Consider the following 14,781-nt stretch of genomic DNA (forward strand, 5'->3'; position numbering starts at 1 on the left):
TATCAGGCTTCGCGCAAGGCCTTTTTCAGCTCGATGCCAATCTCGGGCTTGTGTGCAAATGGGTTGGTCGGGTTACGCGCCTGCATGATGTCTTCCAGCCGCGTCTGCACCGAACCGATGGCTTTGGGATGGCTGTAGATATAAAACTGGTTGGCGGCCACCGCGTCAAACACCTTTTGTGCCACATCGGCGGCCGTGACCTTGCCGGAGCCCACGGCCTTGTCGCTCATGGCCTGGCCGATCAGCTGGCTTTTGGTGGGTTTGGCGGCTTCCAGTTCGCCCGGCCGGTTGCGATGGCTCTGGCTGATGCCGGTGGACACAAAGAAGGGGCATAAGACCGAGGCGCTGATCTGGTCGGTGACCAGGCTCAAGTCCTGGTACAGCGTTTCGCTCATGCTGACCACCGCATGTTTGCTGACGTTGTAAATGCCCATGTTGGGTGCATTGAGCAGGCCGGCCATGCTGGCGGTGTTGACGATGTGGCCTTGCCAGGCCGGGTCTTGTCTGGCGGCTTCCAGCATCATGGGTGTGAACACACGCACGCCGTGGGCCACACCCATGAGGTTGACGCCTATGACCCATTCCCAGTCTTGCAGCGTGTTTTCCCAGATCAGGCCGCCTGCCCCCACGCCGGCGTTGTTGAAGACAAAATGTGGCGCGCCGAAACGGTTGAACACGGCCTGGCCCAGCGCTTCCACCTCGGCGGCTTTGGAGATGTCGAGCCGGTAAGCCAACACTTTCGCACCGGTGGCCGAGATTTCGGCCGCGGCCTTGTCGAGGGCGTCCTGCTGCACATCGGCCAGCACCAGGTTCATGCCCAGCCTCGCGCCTATACGTGCACACTCCAGGCCGAAGCCCGAGCCTGCACCTGTGAGAACCGCTGTTTTGCCTTTGAAATCCGTGATCATGAGAGTCCTTTAAACATCCACTTTTTTAAGCACATAAGCAATACGCGGGAAATGCACATGCACCGTGCCGACCCGTTCATCCGAGCGACGCAGGCTGTAGTGCGTGCGGGTCGCGGCGATCAGTTCGCCTTCGGTCGGCTCGGGGCCAAAACTTTCGGCCGTGATGCTGACGCGGCTGCCCAGCGGGATGCCGTGTTCATCCTGGAAGGTGCTGTCACGCAACAGGCCGTGGCCGACCGGCAGGGGCTCGGTGGCGGCCGCGGTGGCTATGGCTTGCGTGGCATCAAACTTGTCCATGCGGCCGCTGCCAATCGCATGCATGCGGTCCATCCAGCCGAGCACGGCCGGTGTGTGTTCCAGGATATCCGCCACCACCGGGGTACACACGCGGGTGAACCAGAGCGGGTGGTAGGCGGCAAAGTCGGCGATACAGGGTGCCTGGCCCAGCAGGTAGGGCTGTTCATCCAACATGTCCGACAGGCGCCGCAAATAGGATTTGTAGGCGGCCGTGGCGTCCGCCGGACGCAAGCGGGTCATGTTGCCGCTCATGGCCTTGCGGTCTTCACCGAAAGCCCGGGCCGTGTCGGGTGAGGCGCTGCCAAACATGTGGGCTGCACCTTTGGGGCCGAGGTTGTGTGCCATGGCCGCCCAGAACAGCGTGCTGTCAGCCCACTGGGCCAGGATACGGGCCAGGCCTTTGCCAGGTTCCGGGTAAAGCGCGGGGGCGGGTTGAAGGTGCTCCAGCACATCGCAGATCAAGGCGCTGTCGCAATAAATGTCGGCGCCGATTTGCAGGACCGGTGTCTTGCGGTAACCACCGGTGAGCGCCAGTACATCGGGCTTGGGCATGATGCTGGGGATGATCACCGACTTCCAGGCCAGTTGTTTGTAGCCAAGGATGAGGCGGATTTTTTCCGAAAACGGCGAGGTCGGGTAGTGGTGAAGAATCAGCTCGTTCATGTCGGCTCCAGGAGGTGTGCTGTGATGTGATCTGTCTTCATCGCGGCATGGCCCGCGTGATCAAGGCGTCCAGGTCCAGGCCGGCGCCCAGCGTGCCGAAGGCCTGGCCCCAGTTGCCGGCCAGGCGGGAATCGCAGAAAGCGCCAAACACGCCGGCAGGGGCACTTTGATAAAGCAGCGCGGCCTGCACGGCCAGCGCCACGTCTTGTGCCAGCCGGCGCGCTTCCATTTCGGTGGCCATGTCTTCCACCTGTGTGGGCAAGGCCGCGGCCAGGCGGTCCAGCGCGGGGTGGGCGCCACGTGCCGGTGCCAGCTCCTGTGCCAGCGCGGCAGCGGCGTCCGCCCTGCGCAAGGCCCGCAGCAGGTCCAGCGCCATGATGTTGCCGGCGCCTTCCCAGATGGAGTTGAGCGGCATCTCGCGGTAGATACGGGCCATCACCCCTTCGCCGCCCTCTTCCACATAACCGTTGCCGCCCAGGCATTCCATGGTTTCCTGCGCAAAATGGCTGCCGCGTTTGCAGATCCAGAACTTGGCGACCGGCGTCAACAGCCGCGCCATGGCTTGCTCATGGGCATCGCCGCTGTGGTCAAACGCGCGGGCCAGACGCATGGCCAGCACGGTGGCGGCTTCCGATTCAAGTGCCAGATCGGCCAGCACGTTGCGCATCAGGGGTTGGGTGATCAGTGGTTTGCCGAAGGCCTGGCGCTGCTCGCAATGGTTGAGTGCAATACTCAAGGCTTGGCGCATCAGGCCGCTGGTGCCCAGCGCGCAGTCCAGCCGCGTCATGGTGCCCATTTCAAGAATTTGCGGGATGCCGCGGCCTTCTTCGCCGACCAGCCAGGCGGTGGCGCTTTCAAACTCGACTTCGGAGCTGGCATTGGCCTTGTTGCCCAGCTTGTCCTTGAGGCGCTGGATGTGGATGGCATTCAGGCTGCCGTCAGGCAGCATGCGCGGCAGGAAAAAACAACTCAGCCCGGCCGACGCCTGCGCGAGCACCAGGAAGGCATCACACATGGGTGCCGAGAAAAACCATTTGTGGCCGGTCAGCCGGTAACGCTGGCCCCAGTTGTCGCTGCCATCCAGAACGGCTTGGGTGGTGTTGGCGCGCACGTCCGAGCCGCCCTGCTTTTCGGTCATGCCCATGCCCATGGTCACGCCGGCTTTTCCGGAAAACAGCTTGAGGGCCGGATCGTAGGCGCGGCTGGTGAGCTTGGGTGCCCAGTCGGCATACAGGGCCGCATTGCTGCGCAAGGCCGGGGTGACGGCGTAAGTCATTGAAATCGGGCACAAGGTCGACGGCTCAAGCTCGGTGAAAAGCATGAAACCCGCGGCGCGGAGAACGTGGGGAGACGGACTTTCCTGCGCCCAAGGCGTGCCGTGCAGCCCGGCGCCAACGGACAGCGTCATCAGCGCGTGATAACTCGGATGAAACTCGACCCGGTCCACACGCCGGCCAAAACGATCATGGCTGTGCAACTCGGGCGTGTGGATGTTGGCCAGCCGCGCATGGGTTTGCATGTCGTCGCTGCCTAGCGTCGCCCCCAAGGTCACCAGCGTCGTCGTGTCCAGCGCCGGCGCGTTGAAGCGCAAGGCATCCCGCAGGGGCCGATTCGTCTCGAACAGGTTGTAGTCGACCAGCGGCTGTGGCTGGTTGAAGACCTCGTGCGTCGCTTCCATGGATGGCCTCGCTTGTAGGAAGGAATCAGTCGCCACCCAGCCGACCCCAGGGGGCTGTTGCCCCCTCGGTGGACGACCGTGAGGGCAACATGTTCAGATCAGCTTGACCAGCTGCTTGCCGAAGTTTTTGCCCTTGAGCAGGCCCAGAAACGCTTCGGGCGCGGCGGCTATACCTTGCGCAACAGACTCGCGCGGCCGCAGCTTGCCGGTGCCCACCAGCGTGCCGAGTTCGGTCAGTGCCTCAGGCCACACTTCCATGTGTTCGCTGACGATGAAACCCTGGAGCTTCAGGCGGTTGGTCAGGATCAGTTGTGGGTAAGCCATGGGCAAGGGCTCGCCGTTATAACCGGCAATCATGCCGCACAAGGCGATGCGGCCGAAGGCATTCATGCGGGTCAGGACGGCGTCCAGCACCATGCCGCCCACGTTTTCAAAATAGCCGTCGATGCCATCGGGGCATGCGTCTTTGAGCGCCTTGGACAGCGAGTCGGCATCCTTGTGCAGGCGGTAATCGATGCAGGCGTCGAAGCCGAGCTCTTCAACCGCGTATTTGCATTTTTCAGGACCGCCGGCAATACCCACCGCGCGGCAGCCACGTGCCTTGGCCAGCGCACCAAAAGCGCTACCCACGGCACCGGTGGCGGCGCTGACCACCATGGTCTGGCCGGCTTTGGGTTCAATGATTTTCACCAGACCGTACCAGGCGGTCACGCCCGGCATGCCCACCGCGCCCAGGTAGTGCGACAGCGGCACATGGGTGGTGTCCACCTTGCGCAAGGCGCCCGGCTGGTTCGCATCCACGACGCTGTACTCTTGCCAGCCGCCCATGCCAACCACCTTGTCGCCGGCCGTGAACTTGGGGTTTTTGGACTCGACCACTTCCCCCACCGTGCCGCCGCCCATCACCTGGGCCAGCGGCTGCGGTGCGGTATAACTTTTTTTATCGTTCATGCGTCCGCGCATGTAGGGGTCCAGGCTCAGGTAGTGGTGGCGCACCAGCACCTGACCGTCCTGCAGCGCCGGGGTGTTGCTGCTGACGAGTTTGAAGTTGCTGGCGACGGCTTCGCCGGTGGGACGGTTGTCCAACAGGATTTGCTGGTTGACGGGCATGGTGATCTCCTGAAAACGCTATCAATTACAGAGCTGCTTGCGCCCGTGGAGTCTGGGCTGGAGCACGGTTTTGCTTATAAAAAAGCACTAATCCGTCGAAATGACGGTATTCAGCGGGTTCACGTCTTTCGGCCCCACGGCCAGCCGCTTGACGAATTTGAAGGTGCCGGTGGCATGGGCACAAGCCCGCCCGTCTGCATCGTAGATCGTTCCTTCGGTGAACGCCATGGTGGCGGTGCGGTGCATCAGCCGGCCCTTGGCCGAAAGCTGGCCGCGCGCCGGCTGCATGAAGCTGGTTTTCATCTCGATGGTGACCACCCCCATGTCCTGCTGCACACTGCGTGCCGCCGTCGCCATGATCACGTCCAGCAAAGTCATCAGCGCGCCGCCGTGCGTGACAAAAAACGAGTTCAAATGCTCGGGTTTAGGCAAGTAGTCGATCTGCGATTGCCCGCCTTCGAAGAGCTTGAGTTCAAAGCCCAGGTGCTGGACGAAGGGAATCTCGACGCCGAATTTCATGACGGACTCCAGATCAACCACCGGTCACGGCCGAGACACCGCCGTCTACCGCCAGCCATTGCGCGGTGATGTGCTTGCCGGCATCCGAGGCGTAGAGCACACACAGGCCCTTGAGGTCTTCGTCGTCACCCAGGCGCAGCAGCGGCGCATGGGCGGCGAGTTTTTCTTCGCCGATGGCCTTGAGCGTGCCTACCGTCATCTTGCTGGGAAAAAAGCCCGGGCAGATGGCGTTGACGGTGATGTTGTACTTGCCCCATTCGCAGCCGAGTGCACGCGTGAAGTTGATGACCGCACCTTTGGAGGTGTTGTAGGCCACCGTGGTCATCTCGGGCGGATTGCCGCCCAGGCCGGCGATGGACGCGACGTTGATGATGCGGCCGGAACGGCGCGCGATCATGCTGTGTTTGGCGATGTGCTGGCTCAGGATGAAGTAGCCGCGGATGTTCAGGTTCATGACCTTGTCCCAGGCTTCCACCGGGTGGTCTTCGGCGGGCGCGCCCCAGGCCGCGCCGGCGTTGTTGACCAGAATGTCGACGTGGCCCAGGCGTTTGATGGTTTCATCGGCCAGGCGGCGAATATCTTCTTCCTTTGCGCAGTCAGCGGCAATCCAGTCGACGTCAATGCCTGCTGCTTTCAGCTCGGCCGCGGCTTCTTCCAGGTCCGAGGCCTTGCGCGAGCTCAGCATGATTTTTGCGCCGGCTTCGCCGAGCGCTTGCGCCAGTTGCAGGCCCAGGCCGCGGGAGCCGCCTGTGACCAGCGCGGTTTTGCCGGTGAGATCGAACAATTGCTGGATGGTACGGGTCATCGCTGGGGTTCCTTGTTGGATAAATCTGGGTGTGTTTGGAGTGTCGCGCGGAATGCGGCGCTGCGCTGTCGCACGTTTGACGGCGGACGAGTCAGTCTTTGACGGAAAGGCGCGAGCGGACGTAGATCAGGACAAAGCCCAGCGCGGCCGCAACACCGCCGACCACGACCATGGACCAGCCCATGGGGTCGTCGATGCGTTGCACCGACAGACCCAGCACCAGCGTCAGCAGTCCACCATAAATCAGGACCCAGATCAGCTGTTGCAGCCGGGCAATGGCCTTGTTCGACGTGGGGCTGCCTGATTCCTTGAAAAATCCCATCAGAAAGCATCCTCCGGCAGTTCGGCACAGGTCAGATCGCGGGATGCGACGACGTCCAGCCAGGCGCTGATTTTGGGCAGCTCATAGTGGAAAAAGTACCGGACTGCGGCCAGTTTACCAGTGGTCACGGCCTTTGATTTTGTGGCGTCGGACTGCAGCGCAGCCAGCGCAACGTCCAGCCAGATCCAGGCCAGCACGGTGTGGCCGAAACCCTGCATATAAGGCACGGCATTGGCCAGTGCATCGGTGGGATTGCCGGTGGCCCAGGCCGCCTGGGTGGTGGCGCCGACCTGTTGCAGCGCCTGGCCCAATGCGGCGGCATATGCCGCCAGTTCAGTCACCTGCCGGGCGCGTTCCATGGTGTTGTTGATGCGGGCGGCCAGCAGGGCCAGGCCCTTGCCGTCTTCCATCAGCACCTTGCGGCCCAGCAAGTCCAGGGCCTGGATGCCGTGTGTGCCTTCGTGAATCATGTTCAGGCGGTTGTCGCGCCAATACTGCTCGACCGGGAAATCGCGCGTGTAGCCGTAGCCGCCATGAATCTGGATGGCCAGCGAGTTGGCTTCCAGGCACCATTCGCTGGGCCAACTTTTGGCAATCGGCGTCAAGACTTCCAGCAGCAGCCTAGCCTCGTCGGCGGCTTGTGCGTCGGCCGTGTGTTGTTCATCAACCAGGCGCGCGCAATACAACTCCAGCGCCAATGCGCCTTCGCAATAGGCTTTTTGCGCCAGCAACATGCGTTTGACGTCGGCATGTTCGATGATGCGGATTTGCGGCTGCGCCGCATCCTTGCCGCCGGGTCCGATCGGTCTGCCTTGCGGCCTGTTTTTCGCGTAGTCCAGCGAGGCGTAATAACCTGCCATGCCCAGCATGACGGCGGCCGTGCCCACACCAATCCGCGCTTCGTTCATCATGTGGAACATGCAGCGCAGGCCTTCGTGCGGCTTGCCAACCAGGTAACCGATAGCGCCGGCTCGGTCGCCCACCGGGTATTTGCCTTCGCCGAAATTAAGCAAGGTGTTGGTCGTGCCGCGCCAGCCCAGCTTGTGGTTCAGACCGGCGAGCGCCACGTCGTTGCGCTCGCCGGTGAGCTGGCCATCGGCAGCCACCATTTTTTTCGGCACGATAAACAGCGAAATGCCGCGTGTGCCCGGAATCAGCTTGCCGTCCGGCCCCGGGATTTTGGCCAGCACCAGGTGAATGATGTTCTCGGTCAGCTCGTGTTCGCCGGCCGAAATCCACATCTTGTTGCCCTTGAGGCGGTAACGCGGCCCCAAGGCTTCGCTCTCAAAATCGTCGCCATCGGGCACAGCCCGCGTCGTGATGTCGCTCAGCGAGGAGCCGGCCTGTGGCTCCGAAAGGCACATGGTGCCGGAAAACCGCCCGCTGAACTCATTGCGTGCAAAGACCTGTTTCTGCGCTTCGGTGCCATGGACCAGCAACAGGTTGGCATTGCCTTTGGTCAGCAGACTGGAACCTATGCTGACGGAGGCCATGGCGAAGAAGGCATTGGCCGCCGCCTCGATGGTGTAAGGCAGCTGCATGCCGCCCTCCTCGTAGTCCTGCGCGGCGCTGAGCATGCCCGAGGCCGCGTAGGCCTTGTGGGCATCGTGCGTGGCCTGCGGCAGTATGACTTTTTCGCCGTCGAAATGCGGCTCTTGTGTGTCTACCGTGCGGTTGAAGGGTGCGTATTTTTCGCGTGCGATACGTTCGCAGGTGTCGAACACCGCGTCAAAGGTCTCGCGCGAATGGTCGGCAAAGCGTTCACGCTGACTCAGCGATTCGGCGTTCAGCCAGTCGTAGAGCAGGAAATCAAGGGTGGGCCTGAGACTCATGTGTTATCTCCATGCGTAAGCTGATGTTGGTGCGCTTGTTGCTCGCGCACGCGCAATCAAGCGCTCACCTGCCGGTGAGGCTTGACTTTGACTGTAGACGTAGTGATGGCCGATACCTATACGGTGTTGCCAAAATGTGCAACTCGGCGCCCATGCGTGCGATGAACCGCTGCGGGGCCAGAAACGCCTGCCCTTGTTGAAGGTGCAGGGTTTCATTCATGCTGACAAGCCGCTTTTAGAGGACTTCGAAAATACCGGCTGCACCCATGCCGCCGCCAATACACATGGTCACGCATACCCGTTTGGCGCCGCGACGCTTGCCTTCGATCAGGGCATGGCCGGTCAGGCGCTGGCCGCTGACACCGTAGGGGTGGCCGACGGCGATGGCGCCGCCGTTAACGTTGAGGCTGTCCATGGGAATGCCCAGCTTGTCGCGGCAATAAATCACCTGCACGGCAAACGCTTCGTTCAGTTCCCACAGATCGATGTCGCTGACCTTCAGACCCAAACGCGCCAGCACCTTGGGGATGGCGTAAACCGGGCCAATGCCCATTTCATCGGGCTCGCAGCCGGCCACCGCAAAACCGAGGAAACGGCCGAGCGGTTTCAAACCTTTTTTCTCGGCCAGGGTTTCATTCATCACCACGACCGCACCGCCGCCGTCGGAGAACTGGCTGGCATTGCCAGCCGAGATCACGCCGCCGGGAATGGCGGGCTTGATGCCGCTGATGCCTTCCTTGGTCGTGCCGTCGCGAATACCTTCGTCCTTGCTGACGGTGACCTGTTTGGTGGTCAGGCCCATCACGGGGTCGGCCACACCCGCGGTGACGGTAATCGGTGCAATTTCAGCCTCGAAGAGACCGGCGGCCAAAGCGGCCGTGGCTTTTTGCTGACTGGCCGCGCCGTATTCATCCATTTGCTCGCGTGTGATGCCGTAACGTTTGGCGACCTGCTCGGCGGTCTGCAACATGTTCCAGTAAATCTCTGGCTTGTTCTTGACCAGCCAGGAATCGGCCAGCATGTGGGTGTTCATTTCCTGCTGCACGCAGGAAATGCTTTCGACGCCACCGGCCACATAAATGTCGGCTTCGCCGGCAATGATGCGCTGGGCTGCCAGCGCAATGGTTTGCAGGCCGGACGAGCAGAAACGGTTGACGGTGACACCGGAGACGGTGATGGGGCAACCGGCGCGCAAGGCGATTTGCCGCGCGATGTTGGCGCCCGTCGCGCCTTCGGGGTTGGCGCAGCCCATGATCACGTCGTCGACTTCAGCAGCCTCGATGCCGGCGCGTTTGATCGCGTGTTCGACAGCGTGGCCGCCCAGGGTCGCGCCGTGGGTCATGTTGAAAGAACCCTTCCAGCTTTTGGCCAGGGGGGTGCGGGCAGTGGAAACGATTACAGCTGAGGTCATGAAAATCTCCAGGAATTAGTTGAACGTCTTGCCTTCGGCGGCGAGTTTGGCCAGCAGCGGTGCGGGCTGCCAGAATTTCGCGTCGTCCAGCGGATTTTTGGCAAAACGCTGCATGCTTTGCACCACGTTGAACAGACCCACCTGGTCGGCGTACAACATGGGGCCGCCGCGGTAGATCGGGAAGCCGTAACCCATCAGATACACCATGTCGATGTCGCTGGCCTTGGAGGCGATGCCTTCTTCCAGGATGTGCGCGGCCTCGTTGACCAGTGAATACACCAGGCGCTGAATAATTTCTTCATCAGAAATCTTGCGTGGCGTGATGCCTAGCGCGGCACGGTGATCTTCAATCATCTTCACCACTTCGGCATTGGGAATAGCGTCGCGCTTGCCGGGCACATAGTCGTACCAGCCGGCCCCCGTCTTCTGGCCAAAACGGCCCTTCTCGCACAGCAGGTCGGCGGTCTTGCTGTATTTCATGTCCGGCTTTTCGGTGTAGCGGCGCTTGCGGATGGCCCAGCCAATGTCGTTGCCGGCCAGATCGCCCATGCGGAAGGGGCCCATGGCAAAACCGAACTTCTCGATGGCTTTGTCCACCTGGGCTGGGGTGCAACCTTCATCCAGCAGGAAACCTCCCTGGCGGCCGTATTGTTCGATCATGCGGTTGCCGATGAAACCGTCGCACACGCCGGATACCACGGCGGTTTTCTTGATCTTCTTGCTCACCACCATCACCGTGGCCAGCACGTCTTTGGCGGTTTTTTCGCCGCGAATGACTTCCAGCAACTTCATCACGTTGGCCGGGCTGAAGAAATGCATACCCACCACATCCTGGGGGCGTTTGGTGAAGGACGCGATCTTGTTGACGTCCAGCGTCGAAGTGTTGGAGGCCAGAATGGCGCCCGGCTTCATGACGCGGTCGAGTTCTTTGAAGACTTTTTCCTTGACGCCCATTTCTTCGAACACGGCCTCAATCACCATGTCGGCGTCTTTCAGGTCGTCGTAGCTCAGCGTCGTGCTGAGCAGGCTCATACGTTGTTCGTATTTTTCCTGCTTGAGCTTGCCGCGTTTGACCTGGGATTCGTAGTTCTTGCGGATGGTGGCCATGCCTTTGTCCAGCGCCTCCTGCTTCATCTCCAGCATCTTGACCGGAATGCCGGCGTTCAGGAAGTTCATGGCAATGCCGCCGCCCATGGTGCCGGCCCCAATCACGGCAATCGACTTGATCTCGCGTTTGGGGGTGTCTTCCGGCACATCCGGAATCTTGGATGCGGCACGTTCGGCTGTAAAAATGTGACGCAAGGCGCGGCTTTCCGGGGTCCACATCAGGTTGATGAAGATCTCGCGCTCAAACGCCATGCCGTCGTCGAATTTCTTCTTGGTGGCGGCTTCCACGGCATCCACGCATTTGAGCGGGGCTGGGAAGTTTTTCGCCATGCCTTTGACCATGTTGCGTGCGAACTGGAAATAGGCGTCGCCGTTCGGGTGTTTGCATGGCAGGTTGCGAACCAGCGGCAAAGGCCGCGTATCGGCGACAGCTTGTGCATAGGCCAGCGCTTCCTGGGCCAGGGTTTCGGCCGAGGCAGCCATTTTGTCGAACAGTTTCTGGCCGGGAATTTGCGCCAGCAACTCGCTCTTGACCGGCTCACCGCTGACAATCATGTTCAGCGCAGGCTCCACACCAAGGGCACGCGGCAAACGCTGCGTACCGCCGGCGCCGGGGATCAGGCCAAGCTTGACTTCGGGCAGCGCGACGCTGCAACCGGGTGTCGCAATGCGGTAATGGCAGCCGAGGGCCAGTTCCAGGCCACCGCCCATACACACCGAGTGCACCGCAGCCACCACGGGTTTGGACGAGTTTTCAATCGCCAGAATGACACTCAGCAGATTGGGCTCGGCCAGTGCTTTGGGCGTGCCAAATTCCTTGATGTCAGCGCCACCGGAAAAAGCCTTGCCGGCCCCGGTCAGCACAATGGATTTAACGGCCGCATCGGCATTGGCTTTTTGCAGGCTGTCCGTGATGCCCAGGCGTGTCGCATGGCCCAGGCCATTGACCGGTGGGTTGTCCAGGGAGATCACCGCGACGTTGCCGTGGACTTCGTATTTCGCTGTCATTTGCTTTTCCTTGGTTGCGTTGCCTGGCCGTTTGCCTGAACTAAACAGGATAAACCAAACGGGCCAGGTGACTGAAAAAATAGTACGACCGTTCTATTCTTCATTGTAGAGGGCTTGTGTGGCATCACAAGCCCGTGGGCGTTTCAACTTGTCCCAGCCGTGACAAAGCCCGGCACTCAGACTTCCAGCCATTCCTTGCGGATGTAGGCATCAGCCCGCAGACTGTCGGGCGTGCCCTGGAACACGATGCTGCCATGCCCCATGACCAGCGCCCGGTCGGAAATCGCCATGGCTATGGTCAGTTTTTGTTCGATCAGCAGCACCGAGATGCCCTTGGCTTTCAAGGTCTGCAGGTATTGCCCCACCAGCTCGACAATCTTGGGCGCCAGACCTTCGGTCGGCTCGTCGATGATGATCAGATCCGGGTCACCCATCAGGGCGCGGCACAAGGTCAACATTTGCTGCTCGCCGCCCGACAAGACGCCGGCCTCGGTATGCTGGCGCTCCCGCAGCCGTGGGAACATCTGGTACATGTCCTCAAACGACCAGCGGCTGCCTTTGCCCCGGTTTTTTTGCCCCAGCATCAGGTTCTGGTGCACGGTCAGTGTCGGGAAAATGTCGCGGTTTTCCGGCACATAACCAATGCCGAGGTGGGCAACTTCGTAGGCCTTGCGGCCGGTGATCGACCGGCCCTTCCACTGGATGTCGCCCTGGCAATCGACCAAGCCCATGATGGCCTTGGCGGTCGTGGATCGGCCGGAACCGTTGCGTCCCAGCAGCGCCACGATTTCACCGGGTTGCACATCAAAATGCACGCCATGCAACACATGGCTCTTGCCGTAATAGGCGTGAAGGTTCTCGATTTTCAGCATGAAAGGCTCCGACGGGCCGCCCCTAGGCAGCCGTGCGCCCCCTTGAGGAGCAGCGATGTACACGAAGTGACAAGCGTGGGGGCCATCTTAGTGGCCTCCTGCCTGCGCGTCGGCGACGTGGGACCCCAAGTAGGCCTCCTGCACACGCGGGTTGGCACGCACGGCATCCGGTGTATCGAAAGCCAGAACCTCGCCGTACACCACGACGGCAATTCGATCGGCCAGGCCGAACACCACGCCCATGTCATGCTCGACGGTCAGCAGGGTCTTGCCCACGGTCACCTCCTTGATCAGGCTGATGAAACGACTGGTTTCGCTGCGGCTCATGCCGGCGGTGGGTTCGTCAAGCAGGATGACGCCAGCACCGCCCGCGATGGTGATGCCGATCTCCAGCGCACGCTGCTCGGCATAGGTCAGGTTGATGGCCAGCACGTCGCGCTTTTTGTCGAGCTTGATCATTTTCATGAGCTCATCGGCACGGTCGTTGGCGTCGGTCAGGTCGGCCAGAAATTTCAGGAAGGTGTATTTGTAACCCAGGCTCCAGAGCACGCCACAACGCAGGTTCTCGAAGACGCTGAGCTTGGGGAAGATGTTGGTGATCTGGAAGCTGCGCGACAGGCCGAGCCGGTTGATCTCGAACGGTTTTTTGCCGTTGATGCGCTGGCCGCCCAGCAACACGTCGCCGCTGCTGGGTTCAAAGCGCCCGCTGATCAGGTTGAACAAGGTGGACTTGCCGGCGCCGTTGGGGCCGATGATGCCGACCCGCTCACCGGCCTTCACCGCCAGGTTGATGCCGCGGATGATTTCGGTCTTGCCGAAGCTCTTGCGCAGGTCTTTCAGTTCAAGTGCGTATGTGGCCCCCACGCTTGTCGCTTCGCGTACCACGCTGCCCCCCGAGGGGGCTGAACTTGCTCGGGGCGGCCCTTCGCTGCGTTCGTGTGTTGTGCTACCCGCCATTACAAGGCCTCCCTGCGCTTGATTTCTTTTTCAATGTATTCCTGGATCTCACCCCATTCGACCAGGAACTGGCGGCGCGTGACCTCAAACAGGCCCAGACCCGTGAGCATGACAAAGGCGGCCCCCACCCAGCTGTTCAGCCCCTTGGCGTCCAGTGTCACACCCAGGAACTGGAGTTGCGACCCGAGCGAGGTACTGAGCTGCAGGTGGTAGACCATCTCGATCATCGCGCCGGCGCCCAGCAGCAGCACCAGCACGGTCACCGTCATCGCCAGATAACTGACCCACAGTTGCCGGAGCTTGCCGAAAGCCGCCACGCGCAGGTTCATCATGATCAGGCTGGCGATGCCGCCGGGCGCATACATCACCATGAACAGGAACACCAGGCCCAGATAGAGCAGCCAGGCCTTGGTGAACTCCGACAGCAGCACAAAGGCCAGCACCATCAGGATGCCGCCAATGATGGGACCGAAGAAGAAGGTGGCGCCACCCAGGAAGGTGAACAGCAGGTAGGCGCCCGAACGCGCGGCACCGACCACCTCGGCCGTGACGATCTCGAAGTTCAGCGCCGCCAATCCGCCCGAAATACCGGCAAAAAAACCGGCAATGATGAAAGCGTAGTAGCGGACTTTCTGGGTGTCATAGCCTACGAACTCGACACGCTCGGGGTTATCCCGCACCGCGTTGAGCATGCGCCCCAGCGGTGTGCGCGTGAAGGCAAACATGGCGGCAACGGCCACAAAGGTATACAGCGCAATCAGGTAATAAACCTGGATTTGCGGACCAAAGGTGATGCCCATCACGGCCTTGCCGTTGACCCGGTTGCCCGACACGCCACCCTCGCCGCCAAAAAATTCCGGGATCATCAGCGACAGCGCAAAGACCAGTTCGCCCAGTCCCAGCGTGATCATGGCAAAGGTGGTGCCCGATTTGCGTGTGGTGACATAACCAAACAGCACGGCAAAACCGACGCCGGCCAGCCCGCCTGCCAAGGGGACCAACGACACCGGCAAGGGCAAGGACCCGTTGCCTACGCTGTTGAGTGCGTGGATGGCGAGAAAGGAGCCGAGGCCGGTATAGACCGCGTGCCCAAAGCTCAGCATGCCGCCCTGCCCCAGCAACATGTTGTAAGACAGGCAGGCAATGATGGCAATGCCCATCTGTGACAGCACCGTCAGGGCCAGGCCGCTGCCAAACATCTTTGGCGCGACGATCAGAAGCAGAGCGAACAGGCCCCAGGTCAGCCAGCGCCCGATATTGAGCGGCGCGAATTGGTAGTGGGTTTTCATGCC

13 protein-coding genes are annotated in these 14,781 nt (G+C 61.3%); all 13 read right to left on the reverse strand.

What is annotated here, in order from left to right:
* Positions 1-2 precede the first annotated feature (2 nt).
* A complete protein-coding gene (locus R6254_RS18015) occupies positions 3-908 on the reverse strand; it encodes an SDR family oxidoreductase (RefSeq protein WP_318408871.1) in 906 nt (301 codons plus the stop codon).
* A gap of 9 nt (positions 909-917) precedes the next feature.
* On the reverse strand, positions 918-1,868 hold the full coding sequence (locus R6254_RS18020) for a glutathione S-transferase family protein (RefSeq protein ID WP_318408872.1): 951 nt from the start codon (positions 1,866-1,868) through the stop codon (positions 918-920).
* 37 nt (positions 1,869-1,905) lie between these two features.
* Positions 1,906-3,546, reverse strand: a complete 1,641-nt coding sequence (locus R6254_RS18025; RefSeq protein ID WP_318408874.1) for an isovaleryl-CoA dehydrogenase — start codon at positions 3,544-3,546, stop codon at positions 1,906-1,908.
* A 93-nt stretch (positions 3,547-3,639) separates the two neighbouring features.
* On the reverse strand, positions 3,640-4,656 hold the full coding sequence (locus R6254_RS18030; protein ID WP_318408876.1) for an NADP-dependent oxidoreductase: 1,017 nt from the start codon (positions 4,654-4,656) through the stop codon (positions 3,640-3,642).
* A gap of 87 nt (positions 4,657-4,743) precedes the next feature.
* Positions 4,744-5,175, reverse strand: coding sequence for a PaaI family thioesterase (locus R6254_RS18035; protein ID WP_318408878.1), 432 nt, complete (start codon positions 5,173-5,175; stop codon positions 4,744-4,746).
* Between the two features lie 13 nt (positions 5,176-5,188).
* Positions 5,189-5,980: an SDR family oxidoreductase gene (locus R6254_RS18040; protein ID WP_318408879.1), complete on the reverse strand. Its 792-nt coding sequence runs from the start codon at positions 5,978-5,980 to the stop codon at positions 5,189-5,191.
* 91 nt (positions 5,981-6,071) lie between these two features.
* Positions 6,072-6,302 (reverse strand): hypothetical protein, encoded by a 231-nt coding sequence (locus tag R6254_RS18045; RefSeq protein ID WP_318408881.1) that lies wholly within the window; start codon positions 6,300-6,302, stop codon positions 6,072-6,074.
* Positions 6,302-8,134 (reverse strand): acyl-CoA dehydrogenase, encoded by a 1,833-nt coding sequence (locus R6254_RS18050; RefSeq protein ID WP_318408883.1) that lies wholly within the window; start codon positions 8,132-8,134, stop codon positions 6,302-6,304. Before R6254_RS18050 ends, R6254_RS18045 begins: the two co-directional genes overlap by 1 nt.
* A gap of 235 nt (positions 8,135-8,369) precedes the next feature.
* Complete coding sequence (locus R6254_RS18055; protein WP_318408884.1) at positions 8,370-9,545, reverse strand: acetyl-CoA C-acyltransferase; 1,176 nt, start codon at positions 9,543-9,545, stop codon at positions 8,370-8,372.
* Positions 9,546-9,560: 15 nt separating this feature from the next.
* Positions 9,561-11,660, reverse strand: coding sequence for a 3-hydroxyacyl-CoA dehydrogenase NAD-binding domain-containing protein (locus R6254_RS18060; RefSeq protein WP_318408885.1), 2,100 nt, complete (start codon positions 11,658-11,660; stop codon positions 9,561-9,563).
* Positions 11,661-11,836: 176 nt separating this feature from the next.
* Complete coding sequence (locus R6254_RS18065) at positions 11,837-12,532, reverse strand: ABC transporter ATP-binding protein (protein WP_318408886.1); 696 nt, start codon at positions 12,530-12,532, stop codon at positions 11,837-11,839.
* Between the two features lie 87 nt (positions 12,533-12,619).
* A complete protein-coding gene (locus tag R6254_RS18070) occupies positions 12,620-13,396 on the reverse strand; it encodes an ABC transporter ATP-binding protein (RefSeq protein WP_318408888.1) in 777 nt (258 codons plus the stop codon).
* A 92-nt stretch (positions 13,397-13,488) separates the two neighbouring features.
* Positions 13,489-14,778, reverse strand: coding sequence for a branched-chain amino acid ABC transporter permease (locus R6254_RS18075; protein ID WP_318408889.1), 1,290 nt, complete (start codon positions 14,776-14,778; stop codon positions 13,489-13,491).
* Positions 14,779-14,781 lie beyond the last annotated feature (3 nt).

It is taken from the genome of Polaromonas potterensis (genome assembly GCF_033446725.1).
GTDB lineage: Bacteria > Pseudomonadota > Gammaproteobacteria > Burkholderiales > Burkholderiaceae_C > Polaromonas.

Coding starts and splice junctions, on each gene's coding strand:
- R6254_RS18015 (WP_318408871.1), bottom strand. CDS start 908: ATGATCACGGATTTCAAAGGCAAAACAGCGGTTCTCACAGGTGCAGGC.
- R6254_RS18020 (WP_318408872.1), bottom strand. CDS start 1,868: ATGAACGAGCTGATTCTTCACCACTACCCGACCTCGCCGTTTTCGGAA.
- R6254_RS18025 (WP_318408874.1), bottom strand. CDS start 3,546: ATGGAAGCGACGCACGAGGTCTTCAACCAGCCACAGCCGCTGGTCGAC.
- R6254_RS18030 (WP_318408876.1), bottom strand. CDS start 4,656: ATGCCCGTCAACCAGCAAATCCTGTTGGACAACCGTCCCACCGGCGAA.
- R6254_RS18035 (WP_318408878.1), bottom strand. CDS start 5,175: ATGAAATTCGGCGTCGAGATTCCCTTCGTCCAGCACCTGGGCTTTGAA.
- R6254_RS18040 (WP_318408879.1), bottom strand. CDS start 5,980: ATGACCCGTACCATCCAGCAATTGTTCGATCTCACCGGCAAAACCGCG.
- R6254_RS18045 (WP_318408881.1), bottom strand. CDS start 6,302: ATGGGATTTTTCAAGGAATCAGGCAGCCCCACGTCGAACAAGGCCATT.
- R6254_RS18050 (WP_318408883.1), bottom strand. CDS start 8,134: ATGAGTCTCAGGCCCACCCTTGATTTCCTGCTCTACGACTGGCTGAAC.
- R6254_RS18055 (WP_318408884.1), bottom strand. CDS start 9,545: ATGACCTCAGCTGTAATCGTTTCCACTGCCCGCACCCCCCTGGCCAAA.
- R6254_RS18060 (WP_318408885.1), bottom strand. CDS start 11,660: ATGACAGCGAAATACGAAGTCCACGGCAACGTCGCGGTGATCTCCCTG.
- R6254_RS18065 (WP_318408886.1), bottom strand. CDS start 12,532: ATGCTGAAAATCGAGAACCTTCACGCCTATTACGGCAAGAGCCATGTG.
- R6254_RS18075 (WP_318408889.1), bottom strand. CDS start 14,778: ATGAAAACCCACTACCAATTCGCGCCGCTCAATATCGGGCGCTGGCTG.